Source organism: Pseudomonas salmasensis, from assembly GCF_014268375.2.
GTDB lineage: Bacteria > Pseudomonadota > Gammaproteobacteria > Pseudomonadales > Pseudomonadaceae > Aquipseudomonas > Aquipseudomonas salmasensis.
The window spans coordinates 992786-1009044 of the sequence record NZ_CP077083.1 but is presented as its reverse complement, the minus strand read 5'-3'; the positions used below and the strand labels follow the sequence as shown (position 1 = coordinate 1009044).

General features: G+C 52.5%; 15 protein-coding genes and 2 pseudogenes. 9 read left to right on the top strand and 8 right to left on the bottom strand.

The annotated features are described in order from the left end of the window. Positions 1-54: 54 nt before the first annotated feature. Entirely contained in the window at positions 55-318 is a 264-nt protein-coding gene (locus HU731_RS04120) for a hypothetical protein (protein ID WP_186608004.1), read from the bottom strand. A 183-nt stretch (positions 319-501) separates the two neighbouring features. Here HU731_RS04120 and HU731_RS04115 point away from each other — a divergent pair, with 183 nt between their 5' ends. Next, complete coding sequence (locus tag HU731_RS04115; RefSeq protein WP_186608005.1) at positions 502-1557, top strand: GTP pyrophosphokinase; 1056 nt, start codon at positions 502-504, stop codon at positions 1555-1557. A 248-nt stretch (positions 1558-1805) separates the two neighbouring features. Here HU731_RS04115 and HU731_RS04110 read toward each other — a convergent pair whose 3' ends face one another. Beyond that, positions 1806-2045, bottom strand: coding sequence for a hypothetical protein (locus HU731_RS04110; protein ID WP_186608006.1), 240 nt, complete (start codon positions 2043-2045; stop codon positions 1806-1808). Positions 2046-2323: 278 nt separating this feature from the next. Here HU731_RS04110 and HU731_RS04105 point away from each other — a divergent pair, with 278 nt between their 5' ends. Continuing rightward, a complete protein-coding gene (locus HU731_RS04105) occupies positions 2324-3031 on the top strand; it encodes a DUF6602 domain-containing protein (protein ID WP_186608007.1) in 708 nt (235 codons plus the stop codon). A gap of 139 nt (positions 3032-3170) precedes the next feature. Here the strand turns inward: HU731_RS04105 and HU731_RS28255 are convergent, their stop codons facing one another. The 5 genes and pseudogenes from HU731_RS28255 to HU731_RS04080 all read right to left on the bottom strand — a co-directional run bounded on the left by HU731_RS28255 (position 3171) and on the right by HU731_RS04080 (position 9407). Next, positions 3171-3317: a hypothetical protein gene (locus HU731_RS28255; RefSeq protein WP_225931593.1), complete on the bottom strand. Its 147-nt coding sequence runs from the start codon at positions 3315-3317 to the stop codon at positions 3171-3173. Between the two features lie 32 nt (positions 3318-3349). Continuing rightward, a pseudogene (gene tnpC / locus HU731_RS04095) lies at positions 3350-4848 on the bottom strand (IS66 family transposase). An 18-nt stretch (positions 4849-4866) separates the two neighbouring features. Continuing rightward, positions 4867-5064, bottom strand: a pseudogene (gene tnpB, locus HU731_RS28735) (IS66 family insertion sequence element accessory protein TnpB). Then, on the bottom strand, positions 5061-5210 hold the full coding sequence (gene tnpB / locus HU731_RS28730; RefSeq protein ID WP_264083093.1) for an IS66 family insertion sequence element accessory protein TnpB: 150 nt from the start codon (positions 5208-5210) through the stop codon (positions 5061-5063). The pseudogene tnpB (HU731_RS28735) and the gene tnpB (HU731_RS28730) overlap by 4 nt, the downstream one beginning before the upstream one ends. A 675-nt stretch (positions 5211-5885) precedes the next feature. Beyond that, the gene (locus HU731_RS04080) at positions 5886-9407 is read right to left on the bottom strand and encodes an NACHT domain-containing protein (RefSeq protein WP_186608008.1); all 3522 of its coding nucleotides are present in this window, start codon (positions 9405-9407) and stop codon (positions 5886-5888) included. A gap of 222 nt (positions 9408-9629) precedes the next feature. On the opposite strand from HU731_RS04080, the gene HU731_RS04075 reads away from it, so the two are divergent. Then, on the top strand, positions 9630-9920 hold the full coding sequence (locus HU731_RS04075) for a hypothetical protein (RefSeq protein WP_186608009.1): 291 nt from the start codon (positions 9630-9632) through the stop codon (positions 9918-9920). A 332-nt stretch (positions 9921-10252) separates the two neighbouring features. On the opposite strand, the gene HU731_RS04070 is transcribed toward HU731_RS04075, so the two are convergent. Beyond that, entirely contained in the window at positions 10253-11029 is a 777-nt protein-coding gene (locus HU731_RS04070; RefSeq protein ID WP_186608010.1) for a hypothetical protein, read from the bottom strand. 346 nt (positions 11030-11375) lie between these two features. Between HU731_RS04070 and HU731_RS04065 the strand changes: the two genes are divergently transcribed. From HU731_RS04065 to HU731_RS04040, 6 genes are all read left to right on the top strand, one after another. After that, positions 11376-11792: an Ivy family c-type lysozyme inhibitor gene (locus tag HU731_RS04065; RefSeq protein ID WP_056783741.1), complete on the top strand. Its 417-nt coding sequence runs from the start codon at positions 11376-11378 to the stop codon at positions 11790-11792. A gap of 129 nt (positions 11793-11921) precedes the next feature. After that, complete coding sequence (locus tag HU731_RS04060) at positions 11922-12323, top strand: hypothetical protein (RefSeq protein WP_014718871.1); 402 nt, start codon at positions 11922-11924, stop codon at positions 12321-12323. Positions 12324-12415: 92 nt separating this feature from the next. Then, the gene (locus HU731_RS04055) at positions 12416-12613 is read left to right on the top strand and encodes a hypothetical protein (RefSeq protein WP_034134528.1); all 198 of its coding nucleotides are present in this window, start codon (positions 12416-12418) and stop codon (positions 12611-12613) included. Positions 12614-12862: 249 nt separating this feature from the next. Continuing rightward, entirely contained in the window at positions 12863-13603 is a 741-nt protein-coding gene (locus HU731_RS04050) for a hypothetical protein (RefSeq protein WP_186608011.1), read from the top strand. Between the two features lie 133 nt (positions 13604-13736). After that, positions 13737-14006, top strand: coding sequence for a hypothetical protein (locus HU731_RS04045; protein ID WP_186608012.1), 270 nt, complete (start codon positions 13737-13739; stop codon positions 14004-14006). Between the two features lie 134 nt (positions 14007-14140). Next, positions 14141-16258, top strand: a complete 2118-nt coding sequence (locus tag HU731_RS04040) for a TonB-dependent receptor family protein (protein WP_186608013.1) — start codon at positions 14141-14143, stop codon at positions 16256-16258. Position 16259: the final 1 nt, after the last annotated feature.

Here is a 16259-nt window from a genome sequence, read left to right as displayed (position 1 = left end):
CCGGACAAGTCGATGATTGATAAGGCCTGCTCGATCCAGGCGCTCAATCTCTGCCTAGAGCAGTGCTGCTGCCTTGACCATGTCACGACGCCGATCAGCGCTTGGTTTGCACGTCTCCTGCTTCCATGGCCATGCTGTACTGCGCGTGGTCGGCTTTCCGGCAAGACTTGCATAGGTCGCGCCGGCTTCGGCGAGCTCCCCATTCACATAAAGGTCATAGCGGTACAGCGAATAATCGTCGGCTGAAAACTGGCGTTGACGCTCGTGGATGACGTCCCGCGCCGCTCGATTGAGGCTGAGTGCAATTTCTTCAGGCATGACTCGCCCTTGCCGCTATAGCGGCTGACTTAAGGGGGGGATGGAGTAGGCGTAATCACAGTAATCGAACAGCTTTCAGCACCGGACTAGCTCTTGCACACTCAAAGATCTATTTTTTGGACTTGACTCTAGTGTTAAGGTAGTGTGCATGAAATAACAAGATTGAGCCTGGACGGAGTTTTTATGCAAGGGAAACAACTTAGAGCTGAGTTTGAATTGGTTCGTGGCACGTATCATTCTTTTTCCGAGAAAGTACAAGAGTTGCTTGAAGGCTTTCTAGAGGCTAAAGGTTTGGTTGTGCACTCCGTGTCGTCACGTTGTAAAACGCCTGGCAGCTTGGAGGTGAAGGCGCAGAAAAAATTAGATAAAGGCTCTGAATATACCAGCCTTAAATCAGTAACGGATTTGGCGGGTGTTCGGGTCATCACCCACTTCGCCAACGATGTCGATGAGATCGCAAAAATTGTTGAGCACGAATTTAATGTCGATTTCGATAATTCGATCGATAAAAGATTGGCACAAGAACCAGACAGGTTCGGATACACATCTCTACATTATGTGGTTGCACTAAGTGATGATCGTTTAAAGCTTTCGGAATACTTGAAATTTAGCGATATTAAAGTCGAAATTCAGATTCGATCAATTCTTCAACATGCTTGGGCGGAAATCGAGCATGACATAGGCTACAAGGCCAATGACGAAGTTCCTAAGGATGTCAAGCGGAAATTCTCAAGGTTGTCCGGGTTGTTGGAGCTGGCAGATGAAGAGTTTATGGACATTCGCACGAAAGTAGACGCCTATGCTGAAAGTGTCAAAAAAGCCGTTGGCACGGATCTCGAGGAATTTGAGATTGATAAAACATCGTTGGATAGTTTTGCTATGTCGAACCATGTTGTTGTTGAACTAGATAGAGAGATCGGGGATATACTCGGGGTGACGATTGGTAAGCCCTACTTTCTCCCAGAAGAATTTGAAATTTTCAAGATGTTTGGTGTAAATACTTTGGATCAGTTGGAAAAAATGTTGCAGGACTATCGTTCTGGAATATTGGAGCGGGCTGAACATATCGCAAGTCGGGATGATGGCACAACCTTTATGCTTGGTGCGGGCATTAGTATCTTTTATCTTTTTCAGGTTGTTGTTGGTCTGAGTAAGGATGAGGATAAAGTTATGGACTACCTGAGAGCTATGGGTTTGGCTGAGGATGGTGAGTTTGCCGATTACTTGATGACCTTTTGAAAGGTTAATTCGACTTTACCAACGCACGTCTACTTAATCGTGTGGTAACCTAAATCCAGCAGTCGAAGGTGAACTTCCTTTTGCATGTGTTAAGTCGAGATTTAGAGTGTTAGTGATAACAAACTTCGTAAGTGTCGAATGCCCCATCTGCAACCGCACGACGGTTTGTTTTCTCTAGGCATGACGAATCTTTTCCGGGCCATGCTCGGACGGTGGAGGGGTAGAGGGGAGCGGCGCGGAGCCGCTCTTTATCCACAAGCTTGTGCGTTGAGCGGCTGGGGGTTTGGCGCCAATATGTGGATTTCATAAGTCTGGAGCGCGACAGCATGAAACGCATGACCGAATGTATAAATCTGATCATCGCATTCCTTCGCTTGATCGTCTTGATAATCCGCACCGGGAGCTTTTGAGCTATGATGGCACCATTCCTCTAAATGGGCTGGACCATGACCAAGTACGATATTTAAGATGAGATCGAAGGCTTTCATGTTTGGAACTACATGGAGCGCGACAAGGACGAGGGAGGCCGGTAGACCTGGAGTGTCAACGTCGAAGTAAAACGCAGTGGTGAAGTGCTGGTGCCGGTTGTTGCTGGTGACTGAACCTATGTTGACCTTGGGCTGGCGCAGGAAGCTGGGCGCAAGGTCGGGGACCGGTTGATTGCTGAGTCAGTTCTATAGGGTTTCTGTGGTCATGGGATACCTCGAACTAGAAAAAGAATGTCAAACCTGCGATGGTTTAGAGTCCTACTCATGATGAGAAATGAATGATGTTTGACGAAATATTCAAAACAAAGGTAAGTGAGCTTTGGAACTTATTTTCCGTAACTGGTGGTTTGAATCATAGAGGCGAGAAGGGAAGCTTCCGAGAGGAATTTGTTAAGCAGTTGTTTGTGTCTGTATTGCCAAGACATTATGGAATCGGCTCGGGCGTCGTGGTTGACAAATGGGGAAGGCAAAGCCCCCAAGTCGATTTGGTGATTTATGATCGGCGTAGAATGCCACCTTTGCTTGAGCGAGATGGGCACGGGATATACCCGATCGATTCCGTCCTCCGTGTTATCGAAGTGAAAAGTTGCGTGGATACAGCGGCTATCGATCAGTTTTTCAGGCAGGCTTGGGCTTTCCATCCGAGTAATTCGGATGGTCTTAAGATGGCTTCCTCTGGCAATCTATCAGGTGGGCATGCAAATTATCCCCTGTGTGGCATGTTTGGGTTTTCCACAAATATAAGTGATTTCAAAGCAGCTGTTTCATCAAGAAAAGGTGATATTAAAAGCGCGCATGTGTACTGCGATGGAAAAGGTGTTGTTATGCTGGGTCGCGAAAGTGATTCGCTTATTTCTCTCAGTGATCGGGTAGAGGATATGAAGTATTTCGTGGCTGTGTTCATTGGCGCAATTGAGGATTGCGCTAATTCAAGGAGTAATTTCAGGCCGTTGGATTGGTTTACTTTTAAAAATAAAGATAAATAATAAAATTTTAGTCGCCGCGGAAGCAGTCGATCTCTTCGGCGAGACATTTAAAGTCGAAGTCGGTCTGCCGGGATCGTTGTTCGGCAGACCAGTCCATCATCTTGTAGTCTGCTCTATCCTGCCGAAACACCTGACCGAATCACTCTTCGGTAACAGACCACCAGATCACCCGCGGCGGGTCATCCATGATGGTCTTTATCAGCTTGCCTTCGTTTTTCTTCCAACACAGGTCGCAGCTGCCGAAGTCTGAATCCATGCCCAGACCGAAAGGCTGTAAGCGCCCCATAAACCCCACCTAACAAAAGGAGGGCAGAGCGTTTAGCCATACACCTGTGGCGTACAGTTCCAAGACAGCAAGGCTTCGTAATCTTCAACTGATACGGCCTGCGGCAACCGCTCCAGTGTGTGGCGCAGCCACGCATAGGGTTCTTGGCCGTTGGCTTTGGCTGTCTCTACGAGGCTGTAAAGCTGGGCACTGTCCGTCGCGCCGTTGGGCGTGTCGCTGAACAACCAGTTCTTTCGTCCGGTCACGAAGGACCTGATGGCGCGTTCGGCTGGGATATTGTAGATCGGCAAATAGCCTTCCTCGACATATCGCTCGAGTTTGTTCCAGTTGTTGGCCAGATAGGTTACGGTCTTGCCCAGTGCGTTCTGCGTTGTGACATAGGGGAGCGTTTATCGACCCAAGCCTTTAGCTCGCTCATCACATGGCAACTTAAATCCTGACGACCTCGTTTGCGGCCATTATCGCTATTTTCTTTGTACGCGATCTCAATGCCGTATAGCTTGCTGATCAGCTTCAACGCTATATCCACACGTCCCGTCCTGCCTTTGGGTTACAGTTTCTGCGCTTCAACAAACTTGCGCCGTGCATGAGCCCAACGCCCCAAACGCTCGACGCCATCCTGCGCGCCCAGTGCGTTGTAACCGTCGTGATCGTCTGTCATCAGATAGCCGCGATAGCCTTCGAGCAGACGCACCGGCACTTCCTGCGCACGGCAGGTGGAGTAGTCGAAAAGGATCACTGGTTTGTCGGGCGGGCCGCCGGTCTGCACCCACATCCAGGACTGACTGCCGGGCTGTCGGCCTGTCTCTTTCAAGACCTGCACGCGTGTTTCATCGCAGTGGATAACGCGGCTTTCCAGCAGTTGATCGTGCATCAGATTCAGCAGTGGCTGTAAATGCTCACTGCACTGGATAACCCAGCGGGCCAGGGTCTGGCGCGGGATGTCGACGCCGTGGCGGCTCAGGACTTTTTTCAAAGCGGTGAAGCGGCAAGCCATCCACGTAATTGGTAGTCAGCAGCATGGCTAGCACGCTGGGGCTGGCCATGCTTTTTTTGATCAGTTGGGCCGGTTTTTCCGCTGTCACGGGGGCTATTTCGCAGTCGCGGCAACCATACACCTTGCGCACGTGCCTGATGACGCGGATCTGCATAGGCACGATTTCAAGCTGCTCGCTGACTTCCTCGCCGATAGCGTGCTTTCGACACCCACATACGCACGTCAGCTCATGTTCAGGGAGTTCGTGGATGATTTCAATGCGCGGCAGATCGGCGGGCAACGGCTTGCGTTTGCCGCGCCGCTTGGCGGGTGAAACCACTTCTTCCTCAGTGGATTCGTCGACGGGCTCTGCCTCGTGGAACAACGCCATTTGCGGCGTCGCACGATCGACCGCTTGCTCGGATTGTGGGCCAAATAGTCGCTGGCGCAGCAGAGCCACCTGCTCTTCCAGAAAGCCGACTCTGGATTGCATCTTCGCAAGCATCTGCTTGAGCAATTCGGGGGCATCGGAAGGTTTTCAGGCATGTGATTCATGCCCCGGATTATACCGAATCAGGCCACGAATCGCGGCGTCAAAACCTGATGAGGGCGATTACGCCAGAGGTCGAAACCCTCCAATAGCCAGTTGAGTTCCTGCACGGTCAGAACAATCGCTTCGTCCGCTGCGTCGGGCGATGTTTTGAAACGTTCGGATTCGAGGCGTTTGAGTCAAAGGCAGAAACCGTTGCGCTCCCAGTACAAGATCTTCACGCGGTTACGTGGCTTGTTGAGGAAAACAAAAAGTACCGGGTCGAATATGCAATCTTGATATCCAACACGACCAGCGCAGCCAGTCCGTCAATGGATTTTCGGAAGTCGACCGGTTTGGGGTAGAAATAGATTTTTCGACTTGGCATCGGGGCGCATCATGGCGGCTCGCTCCTGAGGGAGTCGGGAGCACAGCATCTGGGATCAGCTAAGCGCTTTGAATGTGGGGTTTATGGAGCGCTTACGATAATCCAATGATTACTACGACGGAATACAAAGAGGAAGACAGCTTTCAGAGAAGCGTGTCCGAGAAGTAAATGTCATAGTCAAGCCTCGTGCGGAACGCTACATCGCTAGCTGTACAGAGGATGAGCTATTTCCTGAGCGTTATCTCAAAACGACACTATGGAGCAGATTGGGAAGGTTTCTATTGCCTCGCAGCTACGCTACGGCCCTTCAGGTTGGTTTTACAATGATGAAAAGTAGGAGTGGAAATTACTTTTTCAGGCCGAGTCTGGGCGTTGACCAAAAAACAAAGCTGAGTTCGATAAGGCCCTTAAAGAAGCTGAAGGAATGGAGGGGATGATGAAGCGAATTTTGGGTAAGCACTTCAAAGACGACGCTTATTAAATAAATGCTACTTAAGTGTGACTAAAAGCTTTGTGCGCCAGCCAAGTCGGTGCGTCGCTGCACAGCCGTTAATTTCATTATCCATGCTGCTAGTTATCTTTGGTAATAAGCGCTAAGCTCTCGCTTGGGCGAGAGCATTTAGACGGTTGGTTGCGACTATTGTAAATGACGAAGCTCCAGTAGACTGATTTTTGCTAGTTTTCTTGCATAATTGCGAGGTGCTTGCCAGTTTTTATGACTACAGTTTCTAGCCGGCTAGCGATAGACTCAATTGCTCCGAGGGTGGCGCTTCTAAGAATGGTTTTAGATTGGTCGTTATGAAGCTCTATTAGTAAATCAAGCGCTGACCGGTTACCATGTGCAGCGATAGCGTTGATGCCAGCAAATGGAATATTAGGTCGCTTACTACGCGCAAAGCGTTCCGCAAGTGATAAAGGTATTAGGTTGCGCATACGGTGTAATTCATCTATGGCACTTCGGATCTTGTGTCCGTACTCGTCTTCTTCGTCGAACCGCGCATCATCAGGGTCCTCTAATTTATAAATAAGATTTTTCAGTCGATCAATTGCTCTAGTTGAACCTAATTTCATTGCGGCAAGTGTAATTGAAATTTTCTGTATCTCGCTAGAGTCGTTCCGGTCCATCCAACTATCAACAAGATCTGCCCATATACTTTGTGCGGGATGCTGAGGCGCTGGTTCAAGGACTCCGCAGCCGAAGCTATCCATTTCGAAAATACATGTCATACCAATCACTGCGCGGTCTGCAAATGCTGATGCGGCCTGTGAGTCCTGGACACGGGCCCTAATAAATGAAGCTGCGTTTAATCCTAGATCACGATTGGGATAGTGCCCGAATAAAGAAATGGTGATTTCGGCGAAACGTGACTCCAACATTCCCAAGTGTTCAACCATAAACCTGAAAGCCTGCTCATCATTATGCCTGGCGGAAAGGAGCAGCATGACGTAGCGCACACTCGTGGGGAGTCTTTCATCGTAGGCGCAGTCTTTGACGAAACATAGCTGCTCCGATTCCGTTTTTAGGACAAGGTTGACTGATCCTGCTATTTCCTCTCGTGTGCTTAGCGCGATGGTGTTGTCGTATAGAAACTTCAGTACAGCTTCCTGCGGGTCCTTGCACTTAGATAAAGCTTTTAAAGCAGTCCAACGAACATTTCCTGAGCGGATTATGCGGTCGATGATTGGCCATGCTCGATCGTCTATGGTTTCTCCCGCAATATAAAACGCCTCCAATCTCATTGTATCGGTTAGCGTTTCGTCGCAAGCAATGCCCAGTGCTAAATTTGGTGTGACGTTTGAAGGGTTCAGCGAGCCTATGAGGCTCGCTAATCCGCTAATTTGATCATCAGATAGATCATGCGTTCGATATTTGTTTATATAGATATTAAGCGCTTCATCGCCGAGTTGATCTATTGCTGGCTGAAGAGAATGTAAACTCATGTGACTGCTGAGTTCGTTTTCAAGCAAGCTATTTAGCACTTCCCGCGTTAAGGATAGGTCTTTGGCCGCGGTAACTATGTCGCCTGCCCCACTTGATACTAACCTGTGCTTGTCAAGCAATGCGCGGATTTCGGGTAGGAGTGGCGTAGAGAAGCCATCCGCGACGATTCTACCTATGCGGTCTCTGATAAACCATGAAGACTCGCTCCAAATTGGAGCGAGCAGTCTCGCCACTGTGTTTTTAATTGCAATGTTAACATTTGCGCCATTGACAATACATCGAGCAACTAGCCGTAAACCAGTTGAGAATGCATCATCCGGACGTCCCAGCATTTTTTGGATAATAGATGATGGTTCAGGGTGCAATTCGAGTGCAAACTGAACTACTTGTGCCCAGGGGCGTTGAATTGCGTCTTCGATTCGCTGTGAAAGCATTTCAGGCAACTCGCGAATCAGATAGCAAGCCGCGAGATATTCTTGGACTATGGGATAGGGGAACTGAAGTCTGATTGTACTCTGCCTGCGTAATACTCCTTGTGTCAACAAGCAGGCTAGCACTGCGTCTGGCGATTCTTTATTAGCTCCTATACGTGCCGCAGTATCAAGCACCTCGCGTTCCGTTGCACCTATTTCTTGAGCCTCTAAACGGCTAAAGGCTAAAGCCTCTGCCACAAGCCGTAAGTGAGATGGATCTATCGAAGGGGATAGCAGGGCTTTGTGTTCATGGGGGCAGAAAAGCGTTTTGAGATAGCTTTCGATAAGGTCCGCCCTCCCTAAAGGCATCATCGAAGTTGAGCTATTGAACGCGAGCAGCATTGTTAGGAAAAGAGGGATTTGGGTTAGGCGAGCTACATCGGGATATGCCTCAATACGCCGGACAAATTTCCAACCATTCAAATCAGGAATACGGCTTTTCATGGCATCTGCGAAGCGCACAATATCTTCGCTATCCAGAGGCATTAGTTCGACAAGGCGTGCGTCTGCAGGGCCTGAAATAACTGCTGGGTCACGCACCGTCATGAGCCATGGTGCGAGAGGATGTCTAGCAGAAAAATTGGATATTCGATTAAGTACCGCCTTACGCTGATTAGATGGGATTTCGTCTAATCCATCGAATAGAGGTACTACTGAGCCCTGCTCGGCAAGTCGCGGCCAGTCCACTCTGACGTCGAGTTCGCGATTGATTTCATTGGTTAAGAACTCTAACACGCTTTGGTTACATGCTGCGAAAGTGGCGAGAGGTACAAGTACCGGCACGTATGGCGTACTGGCGAGCCGCGCTGCGACTGCGTTCAATAAGGCAGATTTCCCGTATCCAGGTCCAGCAACAATTATATATCGGTCGGTGTGATGCGACGGAAAACATTTGAGATCTACGCTATTCCCCTTCTGAGAGGAATCTAAAGAAGGTTGTTCGCTTTCAAAATCTGCAAGGGCGGCACGATCGAAATCACGCACGCGTGGCCATACAAAGAGTTCTTCACTGCTCCCAGAAATTCCCGTACCGGGGATTTCAATCTGTGCAAGGCGCTGAATAGTAGAGCGGTAGGCAGGCAATCCCCAGTCTGACGGCTCTGTCACCTCGAACCCAAATTCTTTAGCTAATCGAGTCCGAAGTGGAACAGCAAGAATTAGGGATCTGCGGCGTGATTCTCCACCAGCGATGTCTCTTAGCACCGATAAGAACGTGGCGGGGAGAGTGAAGGCGGTACCAAGTCGGCGCCTTTCAAATGTCTTCTCGATTTCTCCCAATGACTGAATTTCAACTGTTGTGCGACGAAGCAGTTCGATGGTGCTGACCTTTCCCCCCAAACAGGGTTCGATTGTTGCCAGTATTTTTTTATGTTGCTCGGAAAGGCGCTCAATCCATTCAGAAGCGTCTACCGAAGTTAATGCCCTTTCGGCCATGTCCCGTATCGAACGCGCGGTTTCGTCTGCGTCGCCCATGACAATCACAAGACGATCCTCGCTTATAAAGTCTGCTCTTGAAAATTGAGTGGCTAAATCAGCCCACATACCTTTCCATGGCTTACTTGAAACACGAACTCGAGTCTTCGCTTGAATCCAATCGCGATGTCCATCGGCATACATTACAACGATGTCATCCACATCCGCGGGAGCTTCCAGGCGAACCTCAACGACTCTTTCGCGTGGGGGCTGATGCCGTAAATCGAGGAGATCTGCAAGTGAGCGGGCTGCTACCGTATTCTGGTAAAAGATCCCATCCTGGGTTGTAGAACCGCCGTGTTCTGCCATCTAGCTTCTCGTTTCCAAATAGATCAAAGGTTGTCAGACTGCTGCTTTCAGGAAAAAGATTTTCTCGCGATAGGATGGCACAACCAAGCGCGGTTTGATATCGAAGCCACCGATGGTGGATCAGTCTCGACGCGTATCCAATGCTGCTTCGTTGAATAAGCGCGGTAACTCGAGGACTGTCTCCGGCTAGCCGCCAACCCCCGTTGCCGGATAGGATAAGTAGTGGGTTTCTTTATCATGATTTATAGATGTTCTATCGATACCATTTCTATGAAAGGTATTCGCTATGATTCCTTGAACTCCAAGCAACAACGCAAAAAAATGGCCGCCGCCATGAAATGGTCGGTCGAAGATGCAAGTCATTTTGTGGTCGAGACCGTTGCTAAGTCCGGTCAATCTGGGTACTGGCTTCATATCCACCAGGATATGCCTGGAAGGATGCCATTGAAGCCACGCTACCTAGGTGGCATGCGGGTGATGGAAACCGGTCGGATCGACTTTGATACGGAGTGAAGCCGATAAAGCGGGGGCTCGACGATTTCATGGCAGGACCTTCGCAGATTACGCTAAAGTGGCGAGCGACGGGGGGCGGCAAAAACAGTTCCCAAACTCAAACCGCGCCCCTTGTAAAATGAGTCTTGTAGCTTGATGGTTAAACGAGATTTAGGGAACGGTGGTCGACGTCAACACACCGATCGGCTTGGATTCGCCTATCGGGTCTTGAAAACCGGCGGACGTTAATAGCGTCTCCAGGGTTCGAATCCCTGGTTTCCCGCCAAGATTTACACGAAAGCCTCGCGAAAGCGGGGCTTTTGCGTTTCTGGGGTTTGGTTATATCGGGCTATTTAGGCAGTTGGTCTAACTCGAAAGGCCAGAAACACCGGCCCGAATGGGAAGGTACTGACTTCCAGTTCATCCAGTGGATTGAGCGTGTGCGTGCGGCTTCCAGCGTTGCTGTAGATCACATGGCTGCTCGATACGGCAATGTTGACCTTGCCGGCGGCGGCCTGGATTAAAGTCACCTTGAACCCTTCAATCACGTCATCACCGATTGTCAGCGTGACATCTGTATCGCTGATGACCAGGATCGACTTGCCTGAGTCCGCCATGGTCAAGGGCCTGCTGCCGGTGATAGAAACATTGGTGTGCACATGTCCGCCAGCGTGGTAACTGACCATTCTCGGATCAGCGAAGACCCGAGCGAAGGAGCCGACATAATTCACACTGGCGCGCATGTCGTCGAATTGCTCAACCACGTATGTACCAATGCTGCCGGAAACTTCCCCATTGGGGTCCAGAACCCATTTGCGTCCTACCATCAACCCGATCTGGGTATTGGCACGTACACCGGCACGCATTTCTTCCAGAAAGAGCTGGCTGATCTGGCCACCGCCTTTGCCCTGGACATAGGTAAATCGTGCAATGGAATGGCTGTCGCCAGTGGGGCTGCCTTGGGCAGTATCGACCTTGTAGTCGACAAAGTCTGCCGAGACGATGGTGGTCGTGGTGTTGGCGTTTGGCGCCCAGGTAAAATCCAGGACCCTGCCGGTTTTGACCTGCTCTAGAGAGGTGGTGGCTTGTGATGTAGTCGTAGAGCCTGACTGCTTCAAATCGTCATTCATGATACTCATCCGTAAGTGAAGTCGAGGGTCGAAAGTACACGAAGCAAATGGCCGCCGTCATCACAGCACGTTTTCTACAAGACTATGCTGTCTTACTTGATCCGTATGGAGCTGTCATCGTGCACGTGCCCTCGCACTGCATATTCATTACTAAGCACAGTACGGAGCTTTTAGCTTGACTGATTTATTCCTCTACACGGCAGCCATGGCCTGCCTCATGATTTCAAGCTTGTTTGTTAGGTGAGCGTCGAAACTTCTAAAACAGTGCCCTGTCCCAGCTTTCATACCGATGTTTAAGTGCAACCTGCGAAAGCGGCTGAAAAGTCAGCGAGATGGAGTCATTCGAATGAAAATACTGAGCCTTTCGATGCTGGCGGGTGCCTCCATGATGCTAGTCTCTGAAGGCGTTTGGGCTGAGCAATATCTGCCCGAGATTGCCAGCAAAGCGCCTTACAAAAAAGCCTACGCAGAGATGCTCAGTTATCCGGACTGGGTCAGTAAAGCTCAGGGCACAGCGTCGCCAGTCGAGACGGTTTCGGCGGATGGTAAGCGCTTTACGGTAGGCCACATGTGCAAGCCACATGATTGTGCAGACAATCAGCTAATCGTGGTCTTTAACACAGATGGAACAAAGTCCTGGGGGCTACTCGCGACGCGTCCAGCCGAGGGAGAGGCATTCAGTAAGCAATTGCTGGGTGATCCCGACAGTGTCGTTCAGGGCCTACTGAATAAGTCGTTTGCTGACAACAATCCCGAAGATTGATGACCGGTGTCGCTCTGCTGCGGCAAACGGTGGGTGGGGAGAACGACCATCAGATAAGACATAGCGAACAGACAGCTTGTTATGGTTATCGTGGATGTTAAAGTCGCACAAATTTTTTGAGGGAACGATATGCGAGGCTTAATCGGAGCATTACTGCTTGCTGCTCTTGGTGGGTGCTCCACTTCGCCTATATCTGCCGACATCGCAGACCCTGTGCCATCCACAAGAATGTATGCCTTCACGGAAAAGAACGCGGCTCAGTTGGTGGTGACTAGAGACTCGGGCATCTACGGAGCTGAAGTCCGTTTTATTCTGCATATTGATGGGAAACCGGCTGCCGAGTTTCACCCTGGGGAGGTTGCCAGGTTTGGGCTGGCCCCTGGCAAGCATATTCTTGGTGTCTCGAAATACATGCTTTTCGGCACCTCAAGAATCATCGAATCAGAAATTGATATGAAGCCGGGAGACCTTGTTCGCCGCAGAATTTCTCAGCACGGCAGCAGTTTTTCTTTCACCCCGACTGCCTACTAAACGCCATTCGTCTAACGCCCGGCACTCTCAATCCCGATGCAGCCTCTCATTCCTAAGCGCGGATATCCCGAGCCTATAAACGGAGTGCCAGCATGGAAATCAACGAGAAAGCCCCAGGCAACATTTCCCAGCAAGCGGTTACCCGGGGCACCGATAACGAGACCGGCCATGACCCGCGGCGTGACGAGGACAATATCCCGCTGCCGCCGGATGACGAGGCGCCTCTTGAAGAAGATATGTCGGATGTAGATGCGGCCGATTCCGTCGCAAGCGAACATCCCGACACCTGAAGGCGTTCAGGCGAACGAGCCCGGCCCTGTGCCGTAATGCGGTTGTAGGAGCGAGCTTGCTCGCGAAAAACTCACAGGCGCCGCGTTCAATCAGGAAACACGCGTTATCGTTGACGTTTTTCGCGAGCAAGCTCGCTCCTACAGAGGGCGATCCGACCCGCACCGCTGCACTTTTTTGCATTTTGCTGATCTACCCCTGTCCCAGCCACCCGACTCCTGCGCGTGGCCCACAGATCAGACCCGGTGCCGATGGATCGAACGTCAACTGTTTCCACTTCCCGATGGCCGCTGCTGCTGGCTGCGATATTAACGCTGTGTGCCGCAGGCTGCAGCCAACAACAGGGCCGCGATATCGCCAGGCAGTTCAGCGATGGCAAGCCCGATGAGTTCTTCCAGACCAGCGTCGACCGCATGGCCACCTTGGGCATGCGTGACAACCTGCAAAGCCTCTACTTGCTGATGAGCAAGCTCTACCTGCGCAACCCCAACCAATGGCGTCAATCGGGCTATCCGGATGCGGTGACTGCCGCCCGGCAAATCCGCCAGGCCATCGAAAATCGCCAACCCTTGCCCGCACTGGGTGACCGGCGTGACTTGGCTGCCCTGAGTTATTCCTTGAGCCCCGACTTTCGCGGCGACCGCGTCGGCGCATTCATCTATGCGATTGGCAGCATGCTTGTGACCGCTCACGGCGGGCGCACGCAGTTTTATGTGACCGATTCGATCAACCCGCAGTTTGTCAGCAACGCCGCGCGCAATATCGAAAAGGCCACCTGGTTGCTCAGCCAGCGTCAGGATGCCAATGGTGTGCTGTTGTTGTTTTCCAATGAAATATCGGAGGAGGGCAGTAACCTCAGTTTTGCCGTTGAGTTCGGCAAGATCGTCGCGCGGTTGGACCTGTTGACCCAAATCCTCGATGAGCGCTACCGGCGCATTGGCCTCAATTACGCACAAAGCCTGTTGCTGATGAATTTCCTGCCGGTGCAATAAGGCCCATCGCATCGACCAATCGGTGCGGTGTTTCCCTTTCCGCTGTAGGAAGCGGCCTATCTTGCCTCCTGTGGCTTGAAACGCTTGCCTGCGGGCAATAGCCTCGGATTTTTCTTAAACACGAGGCCCTACCTTGGGTAAACGAAAAACGGTTTGGCCCACGGATCGCGAAATACGCTTGCGGTTTATCCTCTATGCGGTGATCGACGCCGCGACGGCCCAGGGCGTGTCTGCCGAGTTGTTGCTGCCGGCGCATAAGTTATTGCGTGACTCGCCCACGGAGGCCCAGTTGCGCGACATCTTGGGGGAGATTCTCTCCACTGACGAAATGTATGGCTTTCGCTTTGCGCCGGGGTCGGATGCCGATGATCTGCTGCGGGCATTGGCAACTACCGATGGCTAAACTGATTCATCCCTGTTTTTGATACGCCCCTGCCCGTCATTAAGGAGTGACTCGACGGGCGTGCCTGCCTTCCCATCACTGTTCGCGTGGTGGGCTCGGCCCGGCACGTTCCCGGATTCCAAGGACCTGCCCCAATGCTGCTGCGCCACCCCCCGTTTATTTTCGCCGCCTTGACCCTCAGTTCGCTGGTACAGGCTGAAAGCCTGCAATTGGCGCCGGTTGAAGTCACCACGGCTGAGGCCAGCGCCGCAGAAATCGCCCAGGCACAACTCAAAAGCGTGCCCGGTGGTACTAATTACATCGATATGGACAGCGTTCAGCAGGGGCGGGTCAGCAGCAACGAGGATGTCTTCAAGTACCAGGCCGGTGTGTATGCCAAGGCGGCCAATAACGAAGGGGTGAAGGTGTCCATTCGTGGCTCGGGCCTGAACCGCGCCCCCGGTGCCCATGCCTCCGGCCTGTATGAAATGTTCGACGGCCTGCCGCTTACCGGCCCAGGGGGTACGCCTTATGAGCTGAAGGACCCGCTGTGGCAAAGCCGGGTAGAGGTGCTGCGTGGCGCCAACGGGTTCGATCAGGGTGCATTGGCTTTGGGCGGTGCGGTCAATTACGTCACCCGCACCGGCTTGGACGCGCCCAAGCTGCAAGTGCGCTATGAGGTCGGCAGTCGCGGCTATGCTCAACGTGAAGTCAGTTCGGGGCAAGTGCTGGGGGACGCCGACTATTACATCAGCCTCACCGATTCGGCGTCCGACGGTTATCAGCACCAAAGCTTTGGTACCGGCAAGGGCATCGCTGCCAATTTCGGCTACCGCTTTAACCCAGACCTGGAAACGCGCTTCTATTTGCGGTATCGCGAAACCACCAACGATTCTCCCGGCAGGCTCACGCGTGACCAGATCAGCCATGATCCGCGTGCCGCCAACAGCCTCAATGCCGCCCGCGATTCAAAACGCCTGCAACCGGGCTCCACCTGGATCGCCAACAAGACCACCTTGCGCTTGGACGATAATTCACGGGTCGAGGTCGGGCTGGCCTATCACGATTACCCCATGGACCTGCGCGAAGGCACCAACCGCCTCAAAGTTGCCTACACCGATATCAGCGGCACCCTGAATTACATCCGCCAGGACAGCCTGTTCGGCCATGCCAGCACCACCACGCTCGGCCTGCGTACTACCCAGGCGATGCCGAACAATGGCGCGTCGGAATACGTCCGCATCCCTGCGGGCAATACCGCCACTTATGCCCCCGGCACCAAGACCCGCGACTACAGCTACCTGGGTTCCGATACCGTGCTGCATGTAGGCAATGAGCTGGAACTGGTGGAGGATCTATGGCTGACCACCGGCCTCGCCGCGATCTATACGCGCCGCGAAACCCAGGTCACGTACCCCGACGGCCAGGCGCCGACAAGTCAGCATGATTGGGATTATGCGCCGCGCATTGGCTTGCGTTACGACTTCACCCCGCAGCTGCAGATTTACAGCAACCTGAGCCGCTCGGTAGAGCCACCGCACGCGTGGTCGATGATCTGGGGCTCGAACAAATACTTTGGCCCGGGCAGTGGGGCAGCCACGGGGTTGCAGCGCGAAGGCGTGAAGCTGCGTAATCAGACCGCCACCACCCTGGAAATCGGCGGGCGCGGCGAAGCCTGGCTTGGCCAATGGGACCTGGCGCTCTATCGCTCCGAAGTGCGTCACGAATTGCTCTCCGTGGAAACCCAGGCCCAAACCGCCAACAGTAGCGCGATCATCGCCGAGTCCAACGCTAGCCCCACCGTGCACCAGGGTGTGGAGTTGAGCCTGCTCAGCCCGCTGTGGGACGGCGGCCGCAGCGGTAAACTCGACCTGCGCCAGGCCTACACCTTCAGCGACTTCCATTACCGCGACGACGACCGTTTCGGCGACAACACCTTGCCCGGCATTCCCAAGCACTACTACCAGGCGCAATTGCGCTACAGCCACCCGACGGGTTTCTACACCAGCCTCAACACCGAGCATGCCTCACGGGTGGCGGTGGACTACGCCAATTCCTACTACGCGGCGGCCTACACCACCCTCGGCGCCACCCTCGGCTACGACGCGCCCAAGCAGGACTGGCAAGCCTGGGTCGACCTGCGCAACCTCACCAACCGCCGTTACGCCAACACCGTCACGCCGGGCTACGACGACAACGGCATGGACGCTGCACGTTCCACCCCCGCTGATGGGCGGGGTATCTACACCGGCGTTTCCTGGAGCTGGCGTTAAC

Coding starts and splice junctions, on each gene's coding strand:
- HU731_RS04055 (WP_034134528.1), top strand. CDS start 12,416: ATGGAAATCAACGAGAAAGCCCCAGGCAACATTTCCCAGCAAGCGGTT.
- HU731_RS04070 (WP_186608010.1), bottom strand. CDS start 11,029: ATGAATGACGATTTGAAGCAGTCAGGCTCTACGACTACATCACAAGCC.
- HU731_RS04050 (WP_186608011.1), top strand. CDS start 12,863: ATGGATCGAACGTCAACTGTTTCCACTTCCCGATGGCCGCTGCTGCTG.
- HU731_RS28255 (WP_225931593.1), bottom strand. CDS start 3,317: ATGGGGCGCTTACAGCCTTTCGGTCTGGGCATGGATTCAGACTTCGGC.
- tnpB (WP_264083093.1), bottom strand. CDS start 5,210: ATGCCAAGTCGAAAAATCTATTTCTACCCCAAACCGGTCGACTTCCGA.
- HU731_RS04105 (WP_186608007.1), top strand. CDS start 2,324: ATGATGTTTGACGAAATATTCAAAACAAAGGTAAGTGAGCTTTGGAAC.
- HU731_RS04080 (WP_186608008.1), bottom strand. CDS start 9,407: ATGGCAGAACACGGCGGTTCTACAACCCAGGATGGGATCTTTTACCAG.
- HU731_RS04115 (WP_186608005.1), top strand. CDS start 502: ATGCAAGGGAAACAACTTAGAGCTGAGTTTGAATTGGTTCGTGGCACG.
- HU731_RS04060 (WP_014718871.1), top strand. CDS start 11,922: ATGCGAGGCTTAATCGGAGCATTACTGCTTGCTGCTCTTGGTGGGTGC.
- HU731_RS04110 (WP_186608006.1), bottom strand. CDS start 2,045: ATGAAAGCCTTCGATCTCATCTTAAATATCGTACTTGGTCATGGTCCA.
- HU731_RS04120 (WP_186608004.1), bottom strand. CDS start 318: ATGCCTGAAGAAATTGCACTCAGCCTCAATCGAGCGGCGCGGGACGTC.
- HU731_RS04065 (WP_056783741.1), top strand. CDS start 11,376: ATGAAAATACTGAGCCTTTCGATGCTGGCGGGTGCCTCCATGATGCTA.
- HU731_RS04040 (WP_186608013.1), top strand. CDS start 14,141: ATGCTGCTGCGCCACCCCCCGTTTATTTTCGCCGCCTTGACCCTCAGT.